The following is a 19,524-nucleotide window of genomic DNA, read 5'->3' on the forward strand; positions in this document are numbered from 1 at the left end:
GTTTTAGATGTTTCTTAAAATAAATCATATATCTAGCTTGGTTAAAAACGATTATTTAACTTACTAAAAAAGAAAACAGATGATTTGCTAGAAAAATAAATATATATATGATAAAATGAAGCAAAATACATTGTTTTATGGATTTGGGAAAGGAAAAATGGAACTGTTACAATTACGATATTTCTTAATGGTTGCAAAAACAGGTCATATGACTTCAGCAGCACAAAAACTGAATATTACCCAACCTGTCTTGAGCAAAAGTATCCGTCATCTGGAGGATGAGCTTGGGGTTCCTTTATTTGACCGGGTAGGGCGTCGGATACAGCTGAATGATTATGGAAAAGCCTTTCAAAAGAACATCAGCAAGGTATTAAAACTGTTGGATTATTCGGTTCAGGAACTTCAGGATCTGGAAAAAGAAGGTATCTATGAAATTAAGATACAGGTAGCGGCTATGGCAGCAATGTCCACACAGTTAATCCGTGATTTTGCAGCATTGCATCCTAATGTAACTTTTCGGCTTGAGCAAAATGAGACACACAGCATCTGGGATAAAGAAGAGGAACTGGACCTTCTAATCACTTCGTCCAGAAGAGAGGACATCCTTCCGAACAGTGTTACCTTATTTTCTGAAGAAATTGCGTTAGGAGTGTCAGTAAATCATCCACTCAGCCGTTATGACAGCATTGATCTCAGTATGGTCCAGAATGAGAATTTTATTGATCGCCGTCCGGACAATAATTTTCGCAAATTGACAGACGCCTTTTGCAGGGAAGCCGGATTGCGCAGAAATATTTCATTTGAATGTGATTCTCCAGATATGGTCCTTTCTCTCATACAGGGCGGACTGGGAGTGGGTTTTATTGGAATGCGAACAGTATCCATAGAAGGTGTGAAGTTGCTGCATATTCAAAATATAAAGTGTGAGCGATTTATCGAATTGCAGTGGCCGGAAAACCATTACCGGAATCAAGGTGTTCGTGACTTTATCAGTTTTGCACAAAAATATTTTGAAAAATATCGGTAAAAATAAAAATAAGCAAGGTGGCAAGATTTGTTTGCTGCCTTGCTTATTTTTTTATGTCAAATACTAGCTTCCATTTTATCCAAAAGAGAACAGAAAAGTTTATTGATAATAGATTGAATTTTCGCTGAATCTTCGTTTTGAGGTAAAAATAATCACCTTGTCGTCAAAGATATTTCCTATAATCAGAAAATATCACAATGAGAGAAGAAAAATTAATAGCTTTAAAGCTATTAATTTCATTTTTTCTATCTATTAGACAGAATCACTTTTCTGTGATATCATGACGACACAATCCAAAACACAAACAAGAGGAGGAATTATTATGGAAGAAAAGACAAGCAAGGTGAGGACAGGAACGGTTAACTGTATGATAGCGGCTTTGATCATCTGTTTAATCGCAGAGGCAATTGGACCACTGGAATTTCAGGTTATGGGCATCGATGTTCGAATTATGACAATGATCTGGGCGATTATTATCGGTATCCTGCTTTCTCCTCATTTGTTGGGAAAGGTAATCCCTGCATTGCAGAAGGTCATTTCAAAACCAGAAATTGAACGTTCTCCGTTTTTACTTTCGATGGTGTTGTATCCATTGGGAATTATGTTTGGTATCAGTGCTGGTCCACAGATCGGCGTTGTATTTGAAGCAGGTCTTGCACTTGTTTTGCAGGAATTTGGTAATATGGGAACCATGCTGATTGCACTGCCACTTGCAATTTTTATGGGATTGGGAAGAAGCTCTGTTGGTGCAACCTTCTCCCTGTGCCGAGATACCGCTTTGGGTATTACCGGAGACAAATATGGACTTAACTCGGATGAAGGTATCGGTACATTGGGAACTTATATCAGCGGCAGTATTTTTGGTACTTTGTTCTATTCGTTCCTTGCACCAATCAGCTTGATGATCGGTTTTCATCCTTATGCATTAGCGATGGCATCCGGTATGGGAAGTGCTTCCATGATGCAGGCAGCAACAGCAGCACTGGTTAATGCGGCACCAGCATACGAAGAACAGATTCTTGCTTATTCTGCAACCAGCGGACTTTTAACATCTATAACCGGTGTTTATATGGAGCTGTTTTTAGCATTGCCGTTAGCAAATCTGATGTACAAAAAGCTGCATCGTCCAATCGAGGGACTGAGAGCAAAAGTCTTTGGAAAGAAAGCATAAGTGATTGATAGAAAGGAAATATAGAATCATGAAAGAAGCAACTTCTCAGATTTTGGAACAAATTAAGATCGTGATCTTTATCTATATGATTATCTGTGTTGTTCAGATGTTTTCTCTGGGCACAGCACCGATGGAGCTGCTGAAAGCATCTCTGGTTAGCTTTACAATGGTTGTCCTTGCTATTACAGCAAAGAACTTTGTAAAACATCCAAACCTTCCAGGTTTTGCTTGGGCAACCTTGATTTCTTTTGTTCTTACTCTCCCGGTTTCTCCGCTGAGTGATTTTATTGTTGGTACAGTAGGAAAATTTAACTTCAGCTTGGTCGGACTTCCACTGCTTGCTTTTGCAGGAATTTCCGTAGGAGAACAGCTTGGAGTCCTCAAAAAGCTCAGTTGGAAAATCGTATTGATTTCCTTCCTGGTTATGGCATCCACTTACTGGGGTTCTGCTTTGATTTCACAGGTAGTTATGAGCTTAAATGGTACAATCTAACTTGAATAAAGTAATAAAAAGAAAAGGAGAATGAACAATGAGTGCAGAAAAAAATCAAATGAAACAGGAAATTCAGGCAGCTGCTGCTGCGCACAAACAGGAATTTGAAAAAGTTTCGGCATACATTTTTGCAAATCCAGAACTTGCTTTCACAGAAGTAAAAGGACAGCAGGCACTGTGTGAACTTCTGGAAAATAACGGCTTTGCGGTTACACGCGGTGTAGGCGGAATTTCCACCTCGTTTGAAGCAGTATACGATACAGGAAAGCCAGGAAAGAACATTGCTTTCATGGCAGAATACGATGCACTGCCGGAGATTGGTCACGGATGCGGTCACAACATTATCGGTACCAGCTCTGCCGGTGCAGGCGTAGTTCTCAAGGAAATCATGCAGAAACATGATTTGGGTGGCGTATTGAAGGTAATCGGCACACCGGCAGAGGAACGTGTTGGCGGCAAGATTTTGATGCTGAGAGAAGGCGTATTCAAAGGTCTGGACGCAGCAATGATTATGCACCCGACCGATGCCACCATTCCGGATGACATTTCTTTTGCAAGTGTCAATATTGAATATGTTTTCCATGGAAAACCAGCACATTCGGCAGCATTTCCATGGAGAGGGGCAAACGCGCTCAGCGGTGTTATTCAGATGTTTAATGCAGTTGATGCAATGCGCCTGCATTTTAAAGATTATACCAGAGTACATGGTATCATCACAGAAGGCGGAACTGCACACAACACCATTACCGATCGAGCTGTATGTCTGTTTAATATCCGTGCACTGGAATTCAGTTATCTGGAAGAAGTTATCAAGATGATTGAAAACTGTGCAAAGGGAGCAGCAATGTGTACCGGCACAACAGTAGAAATCAATCAGAAGGACGAAATTACCAAAGATGTCCGCAATGATAAAAAGCTTGTTTCCTACTTTAGAAATAATATGGAATTCATCGGTGAACCATATATCGAACGTGACCTCAGCCAAGGAATCGGTTCCACCGACGTTGGAAATGTTACCCATGAAATCCCAGCAATCCAGGCATATATCGGATTAAAGGAAGGGGTTGCAACCCATACCAAAGAGTTTGCTGTTGCGGCAGGCGGTGAAGAAGGAAAGCGTGCACTGACAACAGCGGTTCAGCTGCTTGCAATGAGCGGTTTGGATGTTCTGTGTGAATAAATCACAATATGGAGGGATGACAGGTGATACTGAAACATTTGATGGAACTATATGAGATTCTGGATGACCCGAAAGCATCTGGAGAAAAAGTAAAGGAATATCTTCTTCAGGTAAATCCTCAGGCAGATGTGGAGACCTATCCGGTGCATGGTGAAAAAGGCCACACAGATATGGTACGGGTTCGTGTTCCGGGGAAAAATGGAAAATCCAAAGGCGGAACAGCTCCGACCATCGGTTTGCTGGGAAGATTGGGAGGAATTGGTGCTAGACCGGAAGTAACAGGCTTTGTTTCGGATGGAGACGGAGCATTGGCAGCTCTCAGCGCAGCAGCAGAATTGTTATCCATGGCAAAGAAAGGAGACTTACTGGAAGGAGATGTTTTTCTTTCCACCCATGTTTGTCCGGATGCTCCAACTTTGCCGCATAAACCAGTTCCGTTCATGAATTCTCCAGTCAGCATGGTGGAGATGAACAGGGAAGAAGTGGTTGAAGAACTGGATGCAATCCTCTGTGTGGATACAACAAAAGGAAATCGTATCTACAATAAAAAAGGAATTGCAATTTCTCCAACAGTTAAGGAAGGCTATATCCTGCGAGTAAGCGAAGACCTCTTATCTGTTTTGGAAACCGTTACCGGAGAACTCCCAGGTGTTTTTGCATTAACTACCCAGGACATTACTCCTTATGGAAATGGTGTGTTCCATCTTAACAGTATCCTTCAGCCATCCACAGCAACAAAAGCACCTGTTGTGGGGGTTGCCATTACGACTCAGTCGATCGTGGCAGGATGCGCTTCCGGTGCAACACATTTTGAAGATGTGGAAACAGCTGCTCGTTTTATGATTGAAACAGCTAAGGCCTTTGGAGCAGGAAACTGTCTGTTCTATGATGTGGAAGAGTACAACAGACTGCTGTCACTGTACGGACCAATGAACCACATTCAAACGCTGGGAAAAGAATCTCTGCATGCATAAAACGCAGAAGGAAAAACATATCGTTACAGTTACCATACATAGGCAAAAAAGTTTACTATCTGGAAATTGCAGATAGTAAACTTTTTTATTAATTTTAAATAGCCAAGATTTTTCCAATAAGCTCAACTTATAACAGGGTAAAATAGAAATCGTTTGATGAAGATACAAAAGCCTCTGCTTCTAAAACAAGCAGAGGCTTTTGTGTTTATAGACTTGGATTAACTATTCATTCCAAGAAGTTTTTTTGCGGAGACTGATCCACTGCATTATCATAGCAATCATAGCGATGATGATAAAAGAAGACCAGCAAAGGCTGTAATTTCCTGTAAGATCATAAAGTTTTCCGCAAAGTAAGGAACCGATTGCACCGCCAAGTCCAGCAGCAACGTTTAGAAAACCAACGAGAGAACCATAGTCCTTTTCACCAAATACATTGGCAACAAACAGTGGAGGACAGATGGTTGGAACAGATCCGCCTATACAGAATGTCAAAACGTATAGATAAGCTAAAAAATGGAAGTTGTTGGTGAACAAAAGTGCAATCATTGCAAAGAAGAACAGGGCATTTCCGACCAGAGAACCCTTTTTGATCCCCAGCTTATCGAAAAGAAGGCCAAGAATTAACTTACCAACACTTGCCAGGCCAATGGACAGAGCTCCGATGCTGGCACTGAGTGCAGAAGAGAATCCAATATCAGAAAGATAAGGAATCTGGTGGTTTAAGATACCGGAATTCATCATGGAAATCAGGAAGAAGGAGAAAAAGATGAGCCAGAAGGAAACTGTTTTTTGAGCCTGTGCAATGGTGAGTCCACGATCAGATTGCAGAACCTCACCCTCGCCAATTCTGGAAAGTCCCTTTTCAGAGGGCTTACTAACCACAAGAAACAGAATCAGAGGCATAATCACAAAGAAAATGAGAGCAGCATTAAACCAATATGCAATTCTCCATCCAAAATGTTCTATGATGCTGTTAAGAATAAAGGTTAAAACCATGCCGCCAATGCTGCTGCCAACAAATGCGATACTCATAGCAAGTCCCTTTTTCTTAACACCAAACCAGTTGTTGATCAGAATCGAAACAGGAATGGTGGTTAATCCAGCAAATGCGATTCCCATGATAGAACCGAGAATATAAAACTGCCACATTTGAGAGGAAAATCCAAAGCCGGCAAGGCAGCTGCATACAATGACACAGCAGGTTCCGATAATATTTTTAAAAGGGTATTTACGGAACAATTTTCCCATAAACAGAGAACCAAGAATCAATCCCACAGCAGAAAAGGTCATAACAGCAGAAAAATCGCTTCGTGCAACGCCGAGATCTTCTGTTACAGGTTTGATAAAAATTCCCTGACAGGATACCAAGCTGGCGTAGGCTAAGGCTTGTACCAAAAAACTGAAAGCAACCATGTACCAGCCATAATATACTTTAGATGTGTTTTTCATACAGGATGCTCCTTTTATTTACTTGGTGTGTTTTCAAAATAATCGAAAACATATTGAACGAATACTTTAGCAGCAATACCAAAAAATTCTTCTCCCAATGCGAATTTGGAGGAATGGGCCGGATAACAAATACCATCAATCTTGGCAGGAGCATTTAAATAGAAGAAGGTACCAGGGATTTCCTGCAGATATTCTGCAAAGTCTTCTGAACCCATAATCGGAGCTGGGAAACAGATAACAGATTGTGCTCCAAGGCATTTCTGTGCAGCGACAACAAGATTTTGTGTTTCTGTGTTGCTTGGACAGAGAGCAGAGCATACAAAGTCATATTGGAATTCATAATGACCATTATGAGCTGCGGCAGCAGCTTTTACAATATTTTCGATTCGTTCTTTAATATATGGACGCAGTGTGTTGTCGAAAGTTCTTACCGTTCCAATAATTTCCGCATATCCCGGAATGACATTGAATGCACCGTCTCCAGCTCGTAAAGTGCCAACTGTAATGACTGCTGGGGAAAGGGTATCAATTTCCATTGCACGCAGAGTATGTAAATCCTGTACAACATGGCATGCCATGGAAATAGGATCGATTGCCTCGTGAGGTGTTGAACCGTGAGCACCCTGACCGATTAATTTGATATAGAATTTATCATTGGATGCCATGGCAGGTCCGACTTTATAGAAAACAGAACCGCCCGGCAGCTTGTCGATGCTAGCAACGTGCATACCAAGAATACTGTCTACTTTTGGATTTTCGAGGACACCTTCTTCGATCATTCGCTTTGCACCACAGGTGCCGCCAGCGCCCTCTTCGTTACATTGGAAAATCAGTTTAACAGTACCTTTTAATTCTGATTCATGTTTTTTCAGGATTTTTGCAGTTCCCAAAAGAGAAGCAGTATGGAAATCGTGGCCGCAGGCGTGCATTTTTCCCGGGTGGGTTGACGCATATTCAAAACCGGTTTTTTCGGTGATTGGGAGAGCATCTATGTCTGCACGAAGTGCAAGAACTTTTTCACATCCTGGGTTAATTAAGGCAACAATACCAGATCCATCACACATGGTTGTATAAGGTATTACCATTTCATCTAGCTGCTTTGTGATATAGGAAACAGTTTTCTGAAGTTCATAACCAATTTCCGGAATCTTATGAAGTTCATGTCTCCAATTTACAATTTCTTTTTCAACAAGCTTAATTTCTTCGTGAATATCAAAATTCATATTTTACCCTCCTGATATTTTGTACTGCCCCACAAGGACACAAAACAAATCATCTACACAAATTGTGCACAATATTTCGTGCTATTTGTTGAAAATATTGTAACATACACACATGCTTCCGGTTATGCCAAAAAAGGGAAGTGTATATCCAAATGGTTATGGCAAAAAGTATATTGTTATATTATACTTAAGTTAAGAATGGAGGGAGAAAAATGATGAATTTATTACATCTGCAATATCTGCTGGAAATAGCACAGTGTAAGTCAATCAGTCAGGCAGCGCAGAATTTGTTTATCTCACAGCCATATTTGAGCAAGGTAATTTCAAAAGTAGAGCAGGATGTTGGTTTTGCCATTTTTGTCAGAACATCGTCAGGAATTAAAATTACCAAAGAGGGAGAACTCTTTTTAGAATATGCAGGACAAATAAAAAAACAGATCGACAATATTTATAATATAAAACCACAGATGGAGGTGCAGAGTAATCTTTCAATTGCCACGGTATATTCTTCGATGGTTTTACAAAGTTTTTTGGATTTTCAATCGATGTACAAAAATGAGGCCATCCATGATGAATTTTGTGAAGATACCTTTAATCGAATGATTGAGCGAATTGTGCAGAGAAAGTCCAGAATTGGAATTAGCATCAATCCTAAAAACTCAAAATTATTAAAACAGGATTATTATGATCAATACAATTTGGAAACTGAGGTACTCTTGGAAAATGTTCCGGTAAGAGCAATTGTTTATAAAGGAAATCCTCTTTCCAAAAAGAAGTTCGTGACGATTGAAGAATTAAAACAGTATCCGTTTGTATATTATAAAGATACCCACCCAGATGAATTTGTGAATATATTAGGATTATCCAGCCAGCATGAGATTGTCTATGTTTCAGATCGAGGAAGTTACAGCGATATTTTGCGTACAGGAAGATATGTGTCTGTTACTTTGGAAATGTCACGGCAGCAAAAGAGATATAGCGGATGCTGCTGCCTGCCAATTAAAGACAATGACATTCTGGCAGAGATAAAATATATTAAACCGAAGCAATATGAGTTAACACAACGGGAAGAGCAATTTTTGCAGTTTCTAAAAACCTCTCTTGAAAAAGAAATAATGTAAGTGCACGATATATACCCAAAATAAGACAGGTAAAATACAAACAAAAAGACTCTGCCGGAATTTTTACACCGCAGAGCCTTTTTCTATTTATCACCTATTTGGTTTTGTCTCATTTTATAAGTTAGTTCCTCTATTTCTATCGGGGTATAATGGATGCGTTCTACACAGACACAGGCGCTTTGCTTGCTAACATTCCGGTAACTGGGATTTGCGTGGACATGCCCATAAAAATTTGCATAGGGCATATTTGTGCAGATATACATCGGTGTATGGGACAGAATAAAAAACTCACGAAACAGGATCGGATAGTTAATTGCTTGGTCAAATCCCATTTCTTCCCATTGTCTGCTGGTATAGTTCTGGTCATGATTGCCCATCACCAGAATCTTTTTTCCATGCAGTGACGAGAGAATTTCCTTGTTTCGTTCCGGATCATAGGAAGAAACATCTCCCAGGTGAAATATCGTATCTTCGTCTCCCACCACCTGGTTCCAGTTCTCGATGATTGCCTTGTCCATTTCTTCTACCGAAGAAAAGGGGCGGTTTTCATATCTTAAGATGCGTTCATCTCCAAAATGGGTATCTGAAATCATAAAAACTTTCATGGCAATCTCCTGTTAGATCTCAATATAATCGAGGGCTTTTCGGATTTGAAATTCAATTTCTTTTTCTCCCTGCCACTCGGTACAGTAATTTAAGCACCGGCACAAATACTGTGTATTATTTTTCAGGACATTTTTCCGGTAATGGACATGACCACAGATTGCATATTTGACATCATATCTCTGATAAAGAGTTTCATACTGTCTGCTTCCTAAAAATGCGTTAAAGTAGCTCCAGTCAGGCTTTTGTTCATCCAGCCTTTTTTCTGGCACACAAAATTCGGGAATCGGCAGCATATGGGTTACTACGATTTTCTTCTTGTCCGGATAACGGGAAAAGGTTTCTTCCAGTATTTTCAGGGATTTTTCGGTTCTTCCGTGATTATCTGAGGTCCAGCAGTTTTTGATTTTGTCCTGCCAGGTACGGCCGTCCATCTGCATCTTTTCAAAATCAGCAAAGGTATATTTTTCCTGATTGCCAAAAGAATAATCGTACCATCCAACATCGCCAATAATTACCCAGTCTCCAAGCTCCATCGGTTTTTCACACAGACAGTTTGGGTCCTGTAAAAAGAGAGTATAAATTTCATCGGTTGATTTTAGATCAATATGATCATTCCAAAGATCGTGATTGCCCGGAACATATCGATATGAAATATTCCCAAAGCTGCTTAATGCTGCAATCGATTCGATGCTTTGATATGCGTTGTTGTGGATGTCTCCGGCAATCAGAACCAATTCACAATGTTCCTCTTTTGCAACACGATCCAGTGTTTTCAGGACATCATAGTCCTGATTAATATCCACATGAATATCAGATATAATGCCTATTTTCATTATTTCTTCTCCATCGATTCCTGATAAAATTTTTGCGCATAATGGCATGCAATTTGTCTTCCGTCAGGCAGCTCCTGCAATTCTGGTCGGGCAGATGAGCACAGCTCAGTACAGTAAGCGCAGCGTGTATGGAAGGTGCAGCCGCTTGGCGGATTGGAAGGGCTTGGCAGTTCACCGGTAATCTGAACTTTTCCGCTATCAGCTTCTCCCACATTCATGGACGAGGAAAAGAGCATTTTGGTGTAAGGGTGGATAGGATTTTTAGATAAGGTGACAGCATCCCCAAGTTCTACAATAGAGCCAAGATACATGACACCAATTCGGTCAGACATATAGGAAACAACATTGAGGTTATGCGAAATAAAGAGATAGGTAAGATTAAATTTTTCCTGCAAATCATGAAGCAGGTTTAAGATCTGTGCCTGAACCGAAACATCCAGAGCAGATACAGCCTCATCACAAACCACAAATTTTGGGTTTAGAATCAGTGCAATTGCGATGGAAACACGCTGCCTTTGTCCTCCAGATAACTGGGAAGGATATCGATCTTTATAGCTTTCATCCAGTCCTACCAGTTCGAGCATCTCATCTACAATTTTGATTCTTTGTTCTTTGCTCAGATTTTTTCGGTGGATATCTAAAGATTCTTCCAAAAGCCATCCAATTTTTCTTTTCGGATTCAGAGAAGAGTATGGGTCCTGAAAGATCATCTGGATTTTCTGTGGGATTTCTTTTCTAGCTCTCCTACTTTTAAAAATATCTTCGCCTTCAAATAGGATTTCTCCTTTGGTTGGTTCCAGCAAATTTACCAGCATCTGTCCAAAGGTGGATTTTCCGCATCCGCTTTCTCCAACCAGTCCAAAGGTCTCGCCTTGATAAATTTGCAGTGTAATATCATTGACAGCTTTTACAATGGATTTTCTGTCATCTGTGTATATCTTTGATAAGTTTTTTGTTTGCAGTAAAACGTTATTCAAACCTTATTCCTCCAGGTTATCTAAGGTATATTTGTGGCAGGCAATCTCACGCTGTCCAAATACAATCCGCTTTGGCGTGATCTGCGTGCAGCAGTCCATACATTCGTCGCATCGGTTTGCATAAATACAGCCGATTTCCGGACGTTTTTCCAAAGGAGGGACGCTGTGCTTGATATTCTCCAGTCGCTGTCCTTTTTTGCTGATGTCCGGCAGACAAGCCAGCAATCCTCTGGTATAGGGATGTTTTGGATTTTGAATGATCTGTGCAGTTGGTCCGCTTTCCACGATAGAGCCTGCATACATGACATAGGTCCTGTCACAAAGATGGCTGACGACGCCCAGGTCATGTGTGATAATCAAAACAGCGGTACCTGTTTTCGTGCACATTTCCCGGATGATCTCCAAAACCTGAGCCTGAATGGTTACGTCCAGTGCAGTGGTCGGTTCGTCCGCAATCAGGAGTTTTGGCTGATTGATCAGCGCCAGACAGATCATGATTCGCTGTCTCTGTCCACCGGAAAGCTGGTGTGGATAGCACTCATAAATTCTGTGTGCATCCGGCAAACCTGCAAGACGAATCATTTCCAGCGCCTTTTCCTTTGCCTGTGCTTTGGATACTCCACGGTTAGTGGCGTTTTCTGCAATCTGTCTTCCAACCTTCATCAGTGGGTTTAAACTGGTCATCGGTTCCTGAAAGATCATCGAAACATCTTTCCCGCGGATTGTGTTCCAGGCAGTATCATCCGCCTGTGTCATATCCTGACCATTTACCAGAATTTTTCCCTGTTCCAGAGAAGCGGTTTGAGGTCCCAGACCCATCGAAAAAGACGCACAGAGCGTTTTTCCGCATCCGCTTTCTCCTACCAGTGCAACCAGTTCTCCAGCGTTAACGGTCAGGTTTAAATCGCGGATTGCATGGCATTTTTTTCCGTTGATATCAAAACAGATCGACAGATTGTCGATTTTCAGTACATTCTTATTTGTATTATTCAAAGCAATCTACCTCTAGTGCCTGTAAATTTCATTCAATCCGTCGCTGATCAGGTTAAATCCCAAAACCAGCATGGTAATGAGAGCTGCCGGGATTACAACATACCAGCCTGCTGTCAAAATTGTATTCTGTGCTTCGCTGAGCATCTTTCCAAAACTTGGGGTTGGCGGCTGGATACCAAGGCTTAAGTAACTAAGTCCAGCTTCCGACATGATCGCTCCGGAAAAACTCAATGTTGCAGTAACCGACAGCTCCTGAAGAAGATTTGGAAAGATGTGAAGAATCATAATTCTCAGATCGGATGCACCTTTTACCTTTGCTGCCTTTACAAATTCGCTGTTGCGGTACTTTAAAAAGCCGCTTCGGGACATTCTGGCAAAACGTGGCACGGACATAACACTCAGTGCCAAAATCAGGTTCTGAACACTGTTTCCAAATACTGCAATCAACATCAATGCCAGCAGCACGCCCGGAAAGGCCATCTGTGTGTCAATGATCTTGGTAATAATACTGTCAATTTTTCCGCCATAGTAACCCGCAGCACCGCCAAGAGTGCATCCCAGCAATCCGCCGCAGAGTACGACGCAAAAACCGATAAAGAAAGAAATTCTCGAACCTACCATAACGCGGGACAAAATATCTCTGCCCAGCTGATCTGTTCCCAATAGATTTTCACGGGAAGGTGGAAGCAGTTCTTTTAAGACATCAATTTTGTTCGGATCAGCAGGCAGATAGAAAAATCCAACTACCATCAGAAGGAACAAAATGCTGACCATGATAAATCCCAGTGTAAAATTTCGATTGGAAAAATATTTTTTTAATCTGTTCTTTTTCAAAGTGTTTCTCCTGCCTAGTTATCTTTTTGTTTTAATTCTCGGGTCTATAATCGAATACAAAATATCAACACCAAAGTTGCATATTACAACGATTCCTGCCAGATAAACGGTCAGTCCCTGAATCAGCGGAAGATCCCTTGTTGTAATTGAGGTAGAAATCAGTTTTCCGATGCCTGGGAGAGAGAATACATTTTCAATGATGATACTGCCTCCCAGAATATCCGCTACCAGCATACCAAGAATGGTGATGACTGGAATCAGCGAATTTCTCAGGATGTGTTTATTCATGATAATTTTTTCTGACAGACCCTTGCTTTTTGCAGTCCGGACATAGTCCTGCTTCTGCTGGTTTGCGATGCTGACCCGGATATATCGTGCCAATACTGCGGAAGAACCAAATGCAATGGATAAAGACGGCAAAAACATCGTCTTAAACCATCCGGTAATGCTTTCACTTGCCGGAACATATCCAATGGAATCAAACCATCCAAGGTTAACAGAGAAAATACTGATCAGCACAATACCCATACAAAAACTTGGAACGGAGATTCCCAGCTGAGATAACATGGAAATTCCAGTAGTAATTTTCTTTTTGCTGTTTTTGGCAATAAAAATTCCAAGAGGCAGACCGATCAAAACGGTCAGTGCAATGGAGAAAACCGCAAGGGAACTTGTTACAAAAAAACTTTCGGCAATCAGGTCGGAAACTTCTCTGCTGTAGCGGTAAGAAACACCCAGATCACCATGCAGTGCGTTTATCAGCCAGATAAAATAACGCTCGACATATCCTTTGTCCAGATTCATGGTTGCTCGAAGATTTTCAAGCTGTGCCGGATCTGCGTCCACTCCTAAAATAATCTGTGCCGGATCTCCCGGTAAAATCTGGAACACAACAAAGGTAATAATGGATACCAACAATATGGTAAAAATAAAACCAAGTATCTTTTTTAAATAATATTTCATGGGTTCCTTTCTCAGAAAAACAAGCTATGATATAACACCGATACCATAGCTTGTCCTCCTTTTGTTATTTGACTATTTATTGAGCTTCATAGGAAAGTTTAGAGAAATCGATGAATCCTACTGGATAGAAGGTATAACCTTTCAAATCTTTGCGGCAGGCAACAGTCAGGTTAGGGTCACATACAAATACTGCTGCTGCTTCCTCTGTCAGAATCTGCTGACATTCTTTGTACATGTCTGCGCGTTTTGTCTCATCCAGTTCTACTCTTGCAGCCTGAATCAGTTCGTCATAACGGGCATTCGAGAATTTAAAGAAGTTTTTGCTGTATGTTGTTTCAAAGCGTCCCAGAACGGAGTCGGGGTCAAGTTTACCAGTCAGACCGATGACGGTGGATTCATACTGTGCGTTGCTGTATACATCTTCCAGCCAAGTTGCCCATTCGATGGTTTCTACCTGAACATTGATACCAACCTGTGCCAGCTGATCTGCAAAAATCAGTGCGGTGTCAACATGGCTTGCATAGTTTGCTGGAACAGTAATGGTAAGATCAAAACCATTTTCGTATCCAGCTTCTTTCAAAAGCTCTTTTGCTTTTTCTACATCGGTTGGGTAGGTATCTTCCAGCTGATCGTTGTAGTAAACTGCCATAACTGGGCTAAAGTTGGAATACAGCTTGGTAGCATATCCATCAAATACACCTTCGATGACAGCATCTTTATTGATTGCGTAATTGATTGCCTGACGAACCCTTACATCATTGAGTGGTTCAATCGAGTTGTTCAGAGCAAAAATCTGTACCATGTTCTGTGCAGAGTTATAAATATCAAAATCTTCTGCCAGTGCGTTTGCGTTATCGACTGATACGGAAGCAAAATCGAGCTGTCCGGAACGGAGTGCGGTTACAACGCTGCTTGCATCAGTCATGATGTAAACTTCAACAGTCTGGATGCTTCCTTTTCTGCTCTCTTCATAGTAGTCTTCGTTGAGTTCCAGAACGACTTTCTGACCAGGGATATATTCCTTGAACTTATAAGGGCCGGTTCCGATTGGATGCTGGCTCTGTTCGGTATAACCTTCCGGAAGAACTGCTACGATGTTGCTTGCAAGGAAGGATGCCGAAGGTTCAGAAAGTTTAATCTCAAAAGTATAATCATCTACTGCGTTGATGCTTTCAACAGTGCCAAATTTGCTGGATGCTGCTTTTTCACCGTTCATACCTGCCAGATTTTCGTAGGTGTACAGAACATCTGCACTGGTCATTGCTTTTCCGTTATGGAAGATTACGTTGTCTCTGAGATGGAATGTATAGGTCAAACCATCTTCGGAAACATCATAGCTTTCTGCAAGACCTGGTTCCAGCTCACCTTTTTCGTTGTAAACGAAGAGTCCTTCAAAAACATTGTGGAAAATGGCTTCGGTATCGGTTGCTGCGGACTGCCATGGATCCAGACTGTCCGGTTCAGAGCTGATACTGGTGCGTACAATATTTGGAAGCTCAGTCTCTGATTTGGTTTCAGTATCAGCCTGAGCACCCTGAGAATCTTCTGTTTTTCCTGACGAACATCCTGTTAAAAATACAGAGCAGGACAATACAGCTGCCAACATAAAACAAACTAATCTTTTCATAAGTTCTCCTTTACTTTTCCTACTTGCTTATCAAATGTTTTTTCATTAAATCGACCACTTCACAGGCCTGTTCTATCACGATTGGGCAGTCCACTTCTTCAATCCCCAGCTTGCCTTGATAGTTGATGATGGCACAGGGCATCGAAACCTTTTGTGAACCGATATAATCGTCATAGTAGTTGTCTCCCACATAAAAACATTCGTCTGGATTTGCACCTGTTAACTTCAGTGCCTCTTCAAAAATTTTTTTATCCGGCTTTTCTGCACCGACTTCTTCGGAAACAACGACACAGTTTAATCTGGACAGGATTTTATTTTTTTCCAGAACCTCTCTGCATGACAGGTCCCAGTTGGAAATCAGTCCTGTTTTGATTCCCATGTCGTTTAACTCATCCAACATGTTCAGTGTAAAGTCAAAGCATCTCCATACAGGTCTTTCCATCTTTTTGAGTTGATTTGAAAAATCCTTCCATGCAGATTCTGTATCCAGATACTGACAAACACATCGGTGAAAATCAGAAACGACGCTATCACTTTTCTGGCTGAGTTCTCCCTGACGAAATCTCATAAAGTATTTGTTCGCCAGATGATATGCTCTTTCTGCCTGGGAAAGCGAAATATCATACCCGATTTCTTTGAATGCAGTCTGATACCGGCGAGGCATGTCGTTATGCACAAGTGTTAAACCCAAATCAAAGAAAATCTGCTTTACCAATCAAACCCTCCTAAACTTACTTGTTTTCAACAGTGCCTATTTTATATTGCTAAAGTAAAGTACAAAAGCGGTTATTGGTAAAAATGAAGTAAAAAGATACAATAAATTGTAAGTTTTCACAAAATATAATCGCGTTAGATTCCGCTATGGATTAAAAAATAATTTGGTGGATACTTTGTGAAAGTGATAAAAAATTACGTTTCGGTTTTATTGTATGGTCTCATGGCAAAAGGAACGGTTACAGGAAGATCATTTTACTGAAAAAATGATTTAGAATATGATAAAAGGACAGGATACCATATCAGATACCTGTCCTTTTTCGTTAGTTCATAATCCGTTATTTATAAAAGAATTTATAAAAGTATGTAAATGTTTTTATTCGATTCCTAGGCAAATCAAACAGGCAATCAAAACAAAACCGCAGACAATCATGGATACAGCAAAAAGTAAAGTATGAAGTGGTGGAAGATGGAGTCTGGATATTGCCTTAATCTGTTCCATACATGCGCGTTCTGCATCTTGCGGGATGTTCTGTATCTTGTTTGCTTTTTGCAGTAATGATTTTACCTCCGGGTAGGAAAGTCTCACACCAACATCAGTTGGAAGGTAAGATGACAGAGCAGATATGCTACTGTTGTATATTGCTTTAATTTCTGGGTCACTATGATTGATGATATGTGCTAATTCTTTTGTGCTTAGATTGCCAAATTCAATCGAAAGATATACATAACGTTCAATTGCTTTCATTTGTGAAAAGGCACGCTGAAGCAACTCCATACCATCCTCTATGGAACCGCAAAAATTTTTGCTTTGAACTTTTTTGTACCTGTTTGAGGTGGATTTATAGGTATCAAAATCTTGTTTTACATCTTCAAACATCTCTTTCCAGCAAAATTTGGCTGCTATCACCATGAGGCTGTGGTGAAACGAAATCTCCGTCCAGGTGGAATGAAGTGCAACTTCATGCCAATTTTCATAAAATACGGCAATTGTTGCCTCAGCGGCTTTTTGGTCATTCCCTAACAACAGTTTACAGAATAGATAAACGGAATTTTTGTTTGCACAATATAACTCCATCATGGATTTTCTGTTCCTTTTTGCTGCTTGTTCTATATTTGTGGACATCGTTATCTTCCTTTCTTTGTGAGAACAAATCACATTAATGCTTTCCATTTGCATATATCGATTGGAAACGTAGAATTTTGTGTATGAATTAAATTAACAGATCATCCTAAAGCAGCACTAAAGCAAAATAGAGGTGTTCAAAAACTTTTAGGGAAGAAAACAGACGAATGTTGATAAAAAGGATATGATTTCTTATAATGTAGTTAAGGAAAAAGAATGAAGCTTGTTTGATCTTTCTTTTTAGGCTATATTTAGTTACCCGTGATATGATATTCTTATAACAGATTTTGGGGGTGTATATTTTGAAGTTGCTTATTGCAGAAGATGATCCTAAGCTATTAAAATCTCTGATTCATATTCTTGAAACCAATAAATTCAGTGTGGATGGTGTAAATAACGGCGATGATGCATTAAGCTATGGATTGACCGGAGAATACGATGGTTTGATATTGGATATTATGATGCCTGGAATGGATGGACTAAAGGTTTTGCAATCTCTCCGTGCAAGTAATATTACCACACCGGCACTGTTCTTGACCGCTCGTACTGAGGTATCTGACCGTGTGGAAGGACTTGATGCAGGTGCGGACGACTATCTTCCCAAACCCTTTTCTACGGTAGAGCTGCTTGCCCGCATACGTGCTATGCTGCGCAGAAAGGATACCTATTTACCTGATCTGCTGACAGTGGGGTCAGTTACCTTAAATCGATCTACCTATCAGTTGGGTTTTGGCAATGAGCTTCAGTCTCTCAGTGGAAAAGAATTTCAAATTTTGGAAATGTTAATGCAGCAACCCGGAGTTATTATTTCATCAGAGCGTTTTATTACACATCTTTGGGGCTGGGACACCAGTGTGGATATCAGTGTGATCTGGGTCCACATCTCCAATCTGCGAAAAAAGATCAGTGCAATCAATGCTCCGATGGAAATACGTTTTATTCGAAACGCCGGCTATGTGTTGGAGGTTAAAAATGATCGGTAGTCTTCGAAAAAAATTTATTTCAATCAGTATTGTTTCTATTCTGGTGGTATTTTCTGGAATTTTCTTTTTCTTGCTCATCTTTACAAGGATGCAGACGAACAGATCTCTCGATTTGCTTACTGATACCATCTCATCCAATGATGGTATCTTTCCGAGGTTTGACCCGTCAAAGCACCATCTTCCCATTCAGCTGTTGTATTCAGATATTATGGCGGAAGAAACGCGATTCAGTACCCGATTTTTTTCCGTTTGGCTGGATGATCAACAGGAAATTGTCGATATCAATATGGATGCTGTTTCTACGATTACAGAACAGGATGTGGAAGGCTACATAGAGAAGGTTCTGAAAAAAGATACAGAACGCGGTTGGATATCTGACTATCGCTATAAGGTGACAGATACCGAAAACGGTACTACGGTTGTCTTTGTTAATGGTATCATATATAAAAATATGGCAAACCGACTTCTTTTTACTGCACTGTTTGTTTTATTTGGAAGTGCAGCTTTGATTGTAATCCTCACCATTGTGGTGTCAAAGTGGGCGGTGCGGCCGGTCGCTGAAAGCTATGAGAAACAGCGGCAGTTCATTACAGATGCAAATCACGAACTAAAGACACCACTTACGTTAATTCTTTCTAATTTGGATATTGTTGAATCTGAGCTTGGTAAAAGTGAGTGGCTGGATGATATTCGCAGTGAAGGAGAGCGGATGGGGTTATTGATCAATCAATTGGTGACCTTATCGCGAATGGATGAGAGTACAGATTCCCTGATACAAGGGGATTTTGATCTGAGCAATGCTGTAGCGGATACGGTATCAGAATTTCAGGGCTTGGCAGAGGAGCACCATTATACCCTTACCAGTTCAATAAGCCCATCTATTCAGTACCATGGAGATGAATCTTTGATTCGCCGCCTGACAGCAATCCTCTTGGATAATGCCATTAAGTACTGTGATCCGGATGGGAAGATTCAACTTTCTTTGACTTGCAGAAGATATCCTGTTCTTACAGTAGAAAACACATACAAAGATGTGGATCATCTGGAACTGAATCGATTGTTTGATCGTTTTTATCGTGCAGATAAAGCCAGAACATTCTCGGGAAGTTTTGGAATCGGTTTGTCGATTGCACAATCCATCGTAAACAGCCATAAGGGAAATATTTCGGTGTATAAGAAAAATGATATGATTGGATTTCGTGCAGAGTTAAAATAGAATATAAAAATTCC

At 40.6% G+C, this 19,524-nt stretch carries 19 protein-coding genes; 8 read left to right on the forward strand and 11 right to left on the reverse strand.

Going from position 1 to position 19,524, the window contains the following annotated elements; all coding sequences use genetic code 11:
- Positions 1-157: 157 nt before the first annotated feature.
- The 5 genes from BQ5375_RS07790 (at position 158) to BQ5375_RS07810 (ending at position 4,845) form a co-directional block, all read left to right on the forward strand.
- On the forward strand, positions 158-1,027 hold the full coding sequence (locus tag BQ5375_RS07790) for a LysR family transcriptional regulator (RefSeq protein WP_022133488.1): 870 nt from the start codon (positions 158-160) through the stop codon (positions 1,025-1,027).
- Between the two features lie 322 nt (positions 1,028-1,349).
- Positions 1,350-2,198, forward strand: a complete 849-nt coding sequence (locus tag BQ5375_RS07795; RefSeq protein ID WP_076917674.1) for a DUF3100 domain-containing protein — start codon at positions 1,350-1,352, stop codon at positions 2,196-2,198.
- Positions 2,199-2,226: 28 nt separating this feature from the next.
- Entirely contained in the window at positions 2,227-2,691 is a 465-nt protein-coding gene (locus tag BQ5375_RS07800; protein WP_022133486.1) for a hypothetical protein, read from the forward strand.
- A gap of 37 nt (positions 2,692-2,728) precedes the next feature.
- Entirely contained in the window at positions 2,729-3,871 is a 1,143-nt protein-coding gene (locus BQ5375_RS07805; protein ID WP_022133485.1) for a M20 family metallopeptidase, read from the forward strand.
- A 23-nt stretch (positions 3,872-3,894) separates the two neighbouring features.
- Positions 3,895-4,845 carry a DUF1177 domain-containing protein gene (locus BQ5375_RS07810; RefSeq protein ID WP_022133484.1) on the forward strand — a complete coding sequence of 317 codons (951 nt, stop codon included), beginning with the start codon at positions 3,895-3,897 and terminating at the stop codon, positions 4,843-4,845.
- 222 nt (positions 4,846-5,067) lie between these two features.
- Here the strand turns inward: BQ5375_RS07810 and BQ5375_RS07815 are convergent, their stop codons facing one another.
- Both BQ5375_RS07815 and BQ5375_RS07820 read right to left on the reverse strand, forming a co-directional pair.
- The gene (locus BQ5375_RS07815) at positions 5,068-6,294 is read right to left on the reverse strand and encodes an MFS transporter (RefSeq protein ID WP_076917675.1); all 1,227 of its coding nucleotides are present in this window, start codon (positions 6,292-6,294) and stop codon (positions 5,068-5,070) included.
- Between the two features lie 14 nt (positions 6,295-6,308).
- Positions 6,309-7,517 (reverse strand): M20 metallopeptidase family protein, encoded by a 1,209-nt coding sequence (locus tag BQ5375_RS07820; protein WP_022133482.1) that lies wholly within the window; start codon positions 7,515-7,517, stop codon positions 6,309-6,311.
- A gap of 212 nt (positions 7,518-7,729) precedes the next feature.
- On the opposite strand from BQ5375_RS07820, the gene BQ5375_RS07825 reads away from it, so the two are divergent.
- Positions 7,730-8,638, forward strand: a complete 909-nt coding sequence (locus BQ5375_RS07825) for a LysR family transcriptional regulator (RefSeq protein WP_022133481.1) — start codon at positions 7,730-7,732, stop codon at positions 8,636-8,638.
- Between the two features lie 83 nt (positions 8,639-8,721).
- Here BQ5375_RS07825 and BQ5375_RS07830 read toward each other — a convergent pair whose 3' ends face one another.
- From BQ5375_RS07830 to BQ5375_RS07870, 9 genes are all read right to left on the reverse strand, one after another.
- Positions 8,722-9,243, reverse strand: a complete 522-nt coding sequence (locus BQ5375_RS07830) for a metallophosphoesterase (protein ID WP_022133480.1) — start codon at positions 9,241-9,243, stop codon at positions 8,722-8,724.
- 12 nt (positions 9,244-9,255) lie between these two features.
- Positions 9,256-10,077, reverse strand: coding sequence for a metallophosphoesterase (locus tag BQ5375_RS07835; RefSeq protein ID WP_076917676.1), 822 nt, complete (start codon positions 10,075-10,077; stop codon positions 9,256-9,258).
- Positions 10,077-11,054, reverse strand: coding sequence for an ABC transporter ATP-binding protein (locus BQ5375_RS07840; protein ID WP_076917677.1), 978 nt, complete (start codon positions 11,052-11,054; stop codon positions 10,077-10,079). The genes BQ5375_RS07835 and BQ5375_RS07840 overlap by 1 nt, the downstream gene beginning before the upstream one ends.
- Before the next feature lie 3 nt (positions 11,055-11,057).
- Positions 11,058-12,047, reverse strand: coding sequence for an ABC transporter ATP-binding protein (locus tag BQ5375_RS07845; protein ID WP_022133477.1), 990 nt, complete (start codon positions 12,045-12,047; stop codon positions 11,058-11,060).
- Positions 12,048-12,059: 12 nt separating this feature from the next.
- The gene (locus tag BQ5375_RS07850; protein WP_022133476.1) at positions 12,060-12,881 is read right to left on the reverse strand and encodes an ABC transporter permease; all 822 of its coding nucleotides are present in this window, start codon (positions 12,879-12,881) and stop codon (positions 12,060-12,062) included.
- A gap of 18 nt (positions 12,882-12,899) precedes the next feature.
- Entirely contained in the window at positions 12,900-13,844 is a 945-nt protein-coding gene (locus tag BQ5375_RS07855) for an ABC transporter permease (protein WP_022133475.1), read from the reverse strand.
- Positions 13,845-13,920: 76 nt separating this feature from the next.
- Positions 13,921-15,471: an ABC transporter substrate-binding protein gene (locus tag BQ5375_RS07860; protein ID WP_076917678.1), complete on the reverse strand. Its 1,551-nt coding sequence runs from the start codon at positions 15,469-15,471 to the stop codon at positions 13,921-13,923.
- Positions 15,472-15,490: 19 nt separating this feature from the next.
- Positions 15,491-16,186 carry an HAD family hydrolase gene (locus BQ5375_RS07865; RefSeq protein ID WP_076917679.1) on the reverse strand — a complete coding sequence of 232 codons (696 nt, stop codon included), beginning with the start codon at positions 16,184-16,186 and terminating at the stop codon, positions 15,491-15,493.
- Positions 16,187-16,561: 375 nt separating this feature from the next.
- Positions 16,562-17,311, reverse strand: coding sequence for a hypothetical protein (locus BQ5375_RS07870; RefSeq protein WP_076917680.1), 750 nt, complete (start codon positions 17,309-17,311; stop codon positions 16,562-16,564).
- 293 nt (positions 17,312-17,604) lie between these two features.
- Between BQ5375_RS07870 and BQ5375_RS07875 the strand changes: the two genes are divergently transcribed.
- Both BQ5375_RS07875 and BQ5375_RS07880 read left to right on the forward strand, forming a co-directional pair.
- Positions 17,605-18,294 carry a response regulator transcription factor gene (locus BQ5375_RS07875; protein ID WP_320829619.1) on the forward strand — a complete coding sequence of 230 codons (690 nt, stop codon included), beginning with the start codon at positions 17,605-17,607 and terminating at the stop codon, positions 18,292-18,294.
- Positions 18,284-19,510, forward strand: coding sequence for a sensor histidine kinase (locus BQ5375_RS07880; protein ID WP_022133470.1), 1,227 nt, complete (start codon positions 18,284-18,286; stop codon positions 19,508-19,510). Before BQ5375_RS07875 ends, BQ5375_RS07880 begins: the two co-directional genes overlap by 11 nt.
- Positions 19,511-19,524 lie beyond the last annotated feature (14 nt).

The organism is Negativibacillus massiliensis (assembly GCF_900148495.1).
Lineage (GTDB): Bacteria > Bacillota > Clostridia > Oscillospirales > Ruminococcaceae > Negativibacillus > Negativibacillus massiliensis.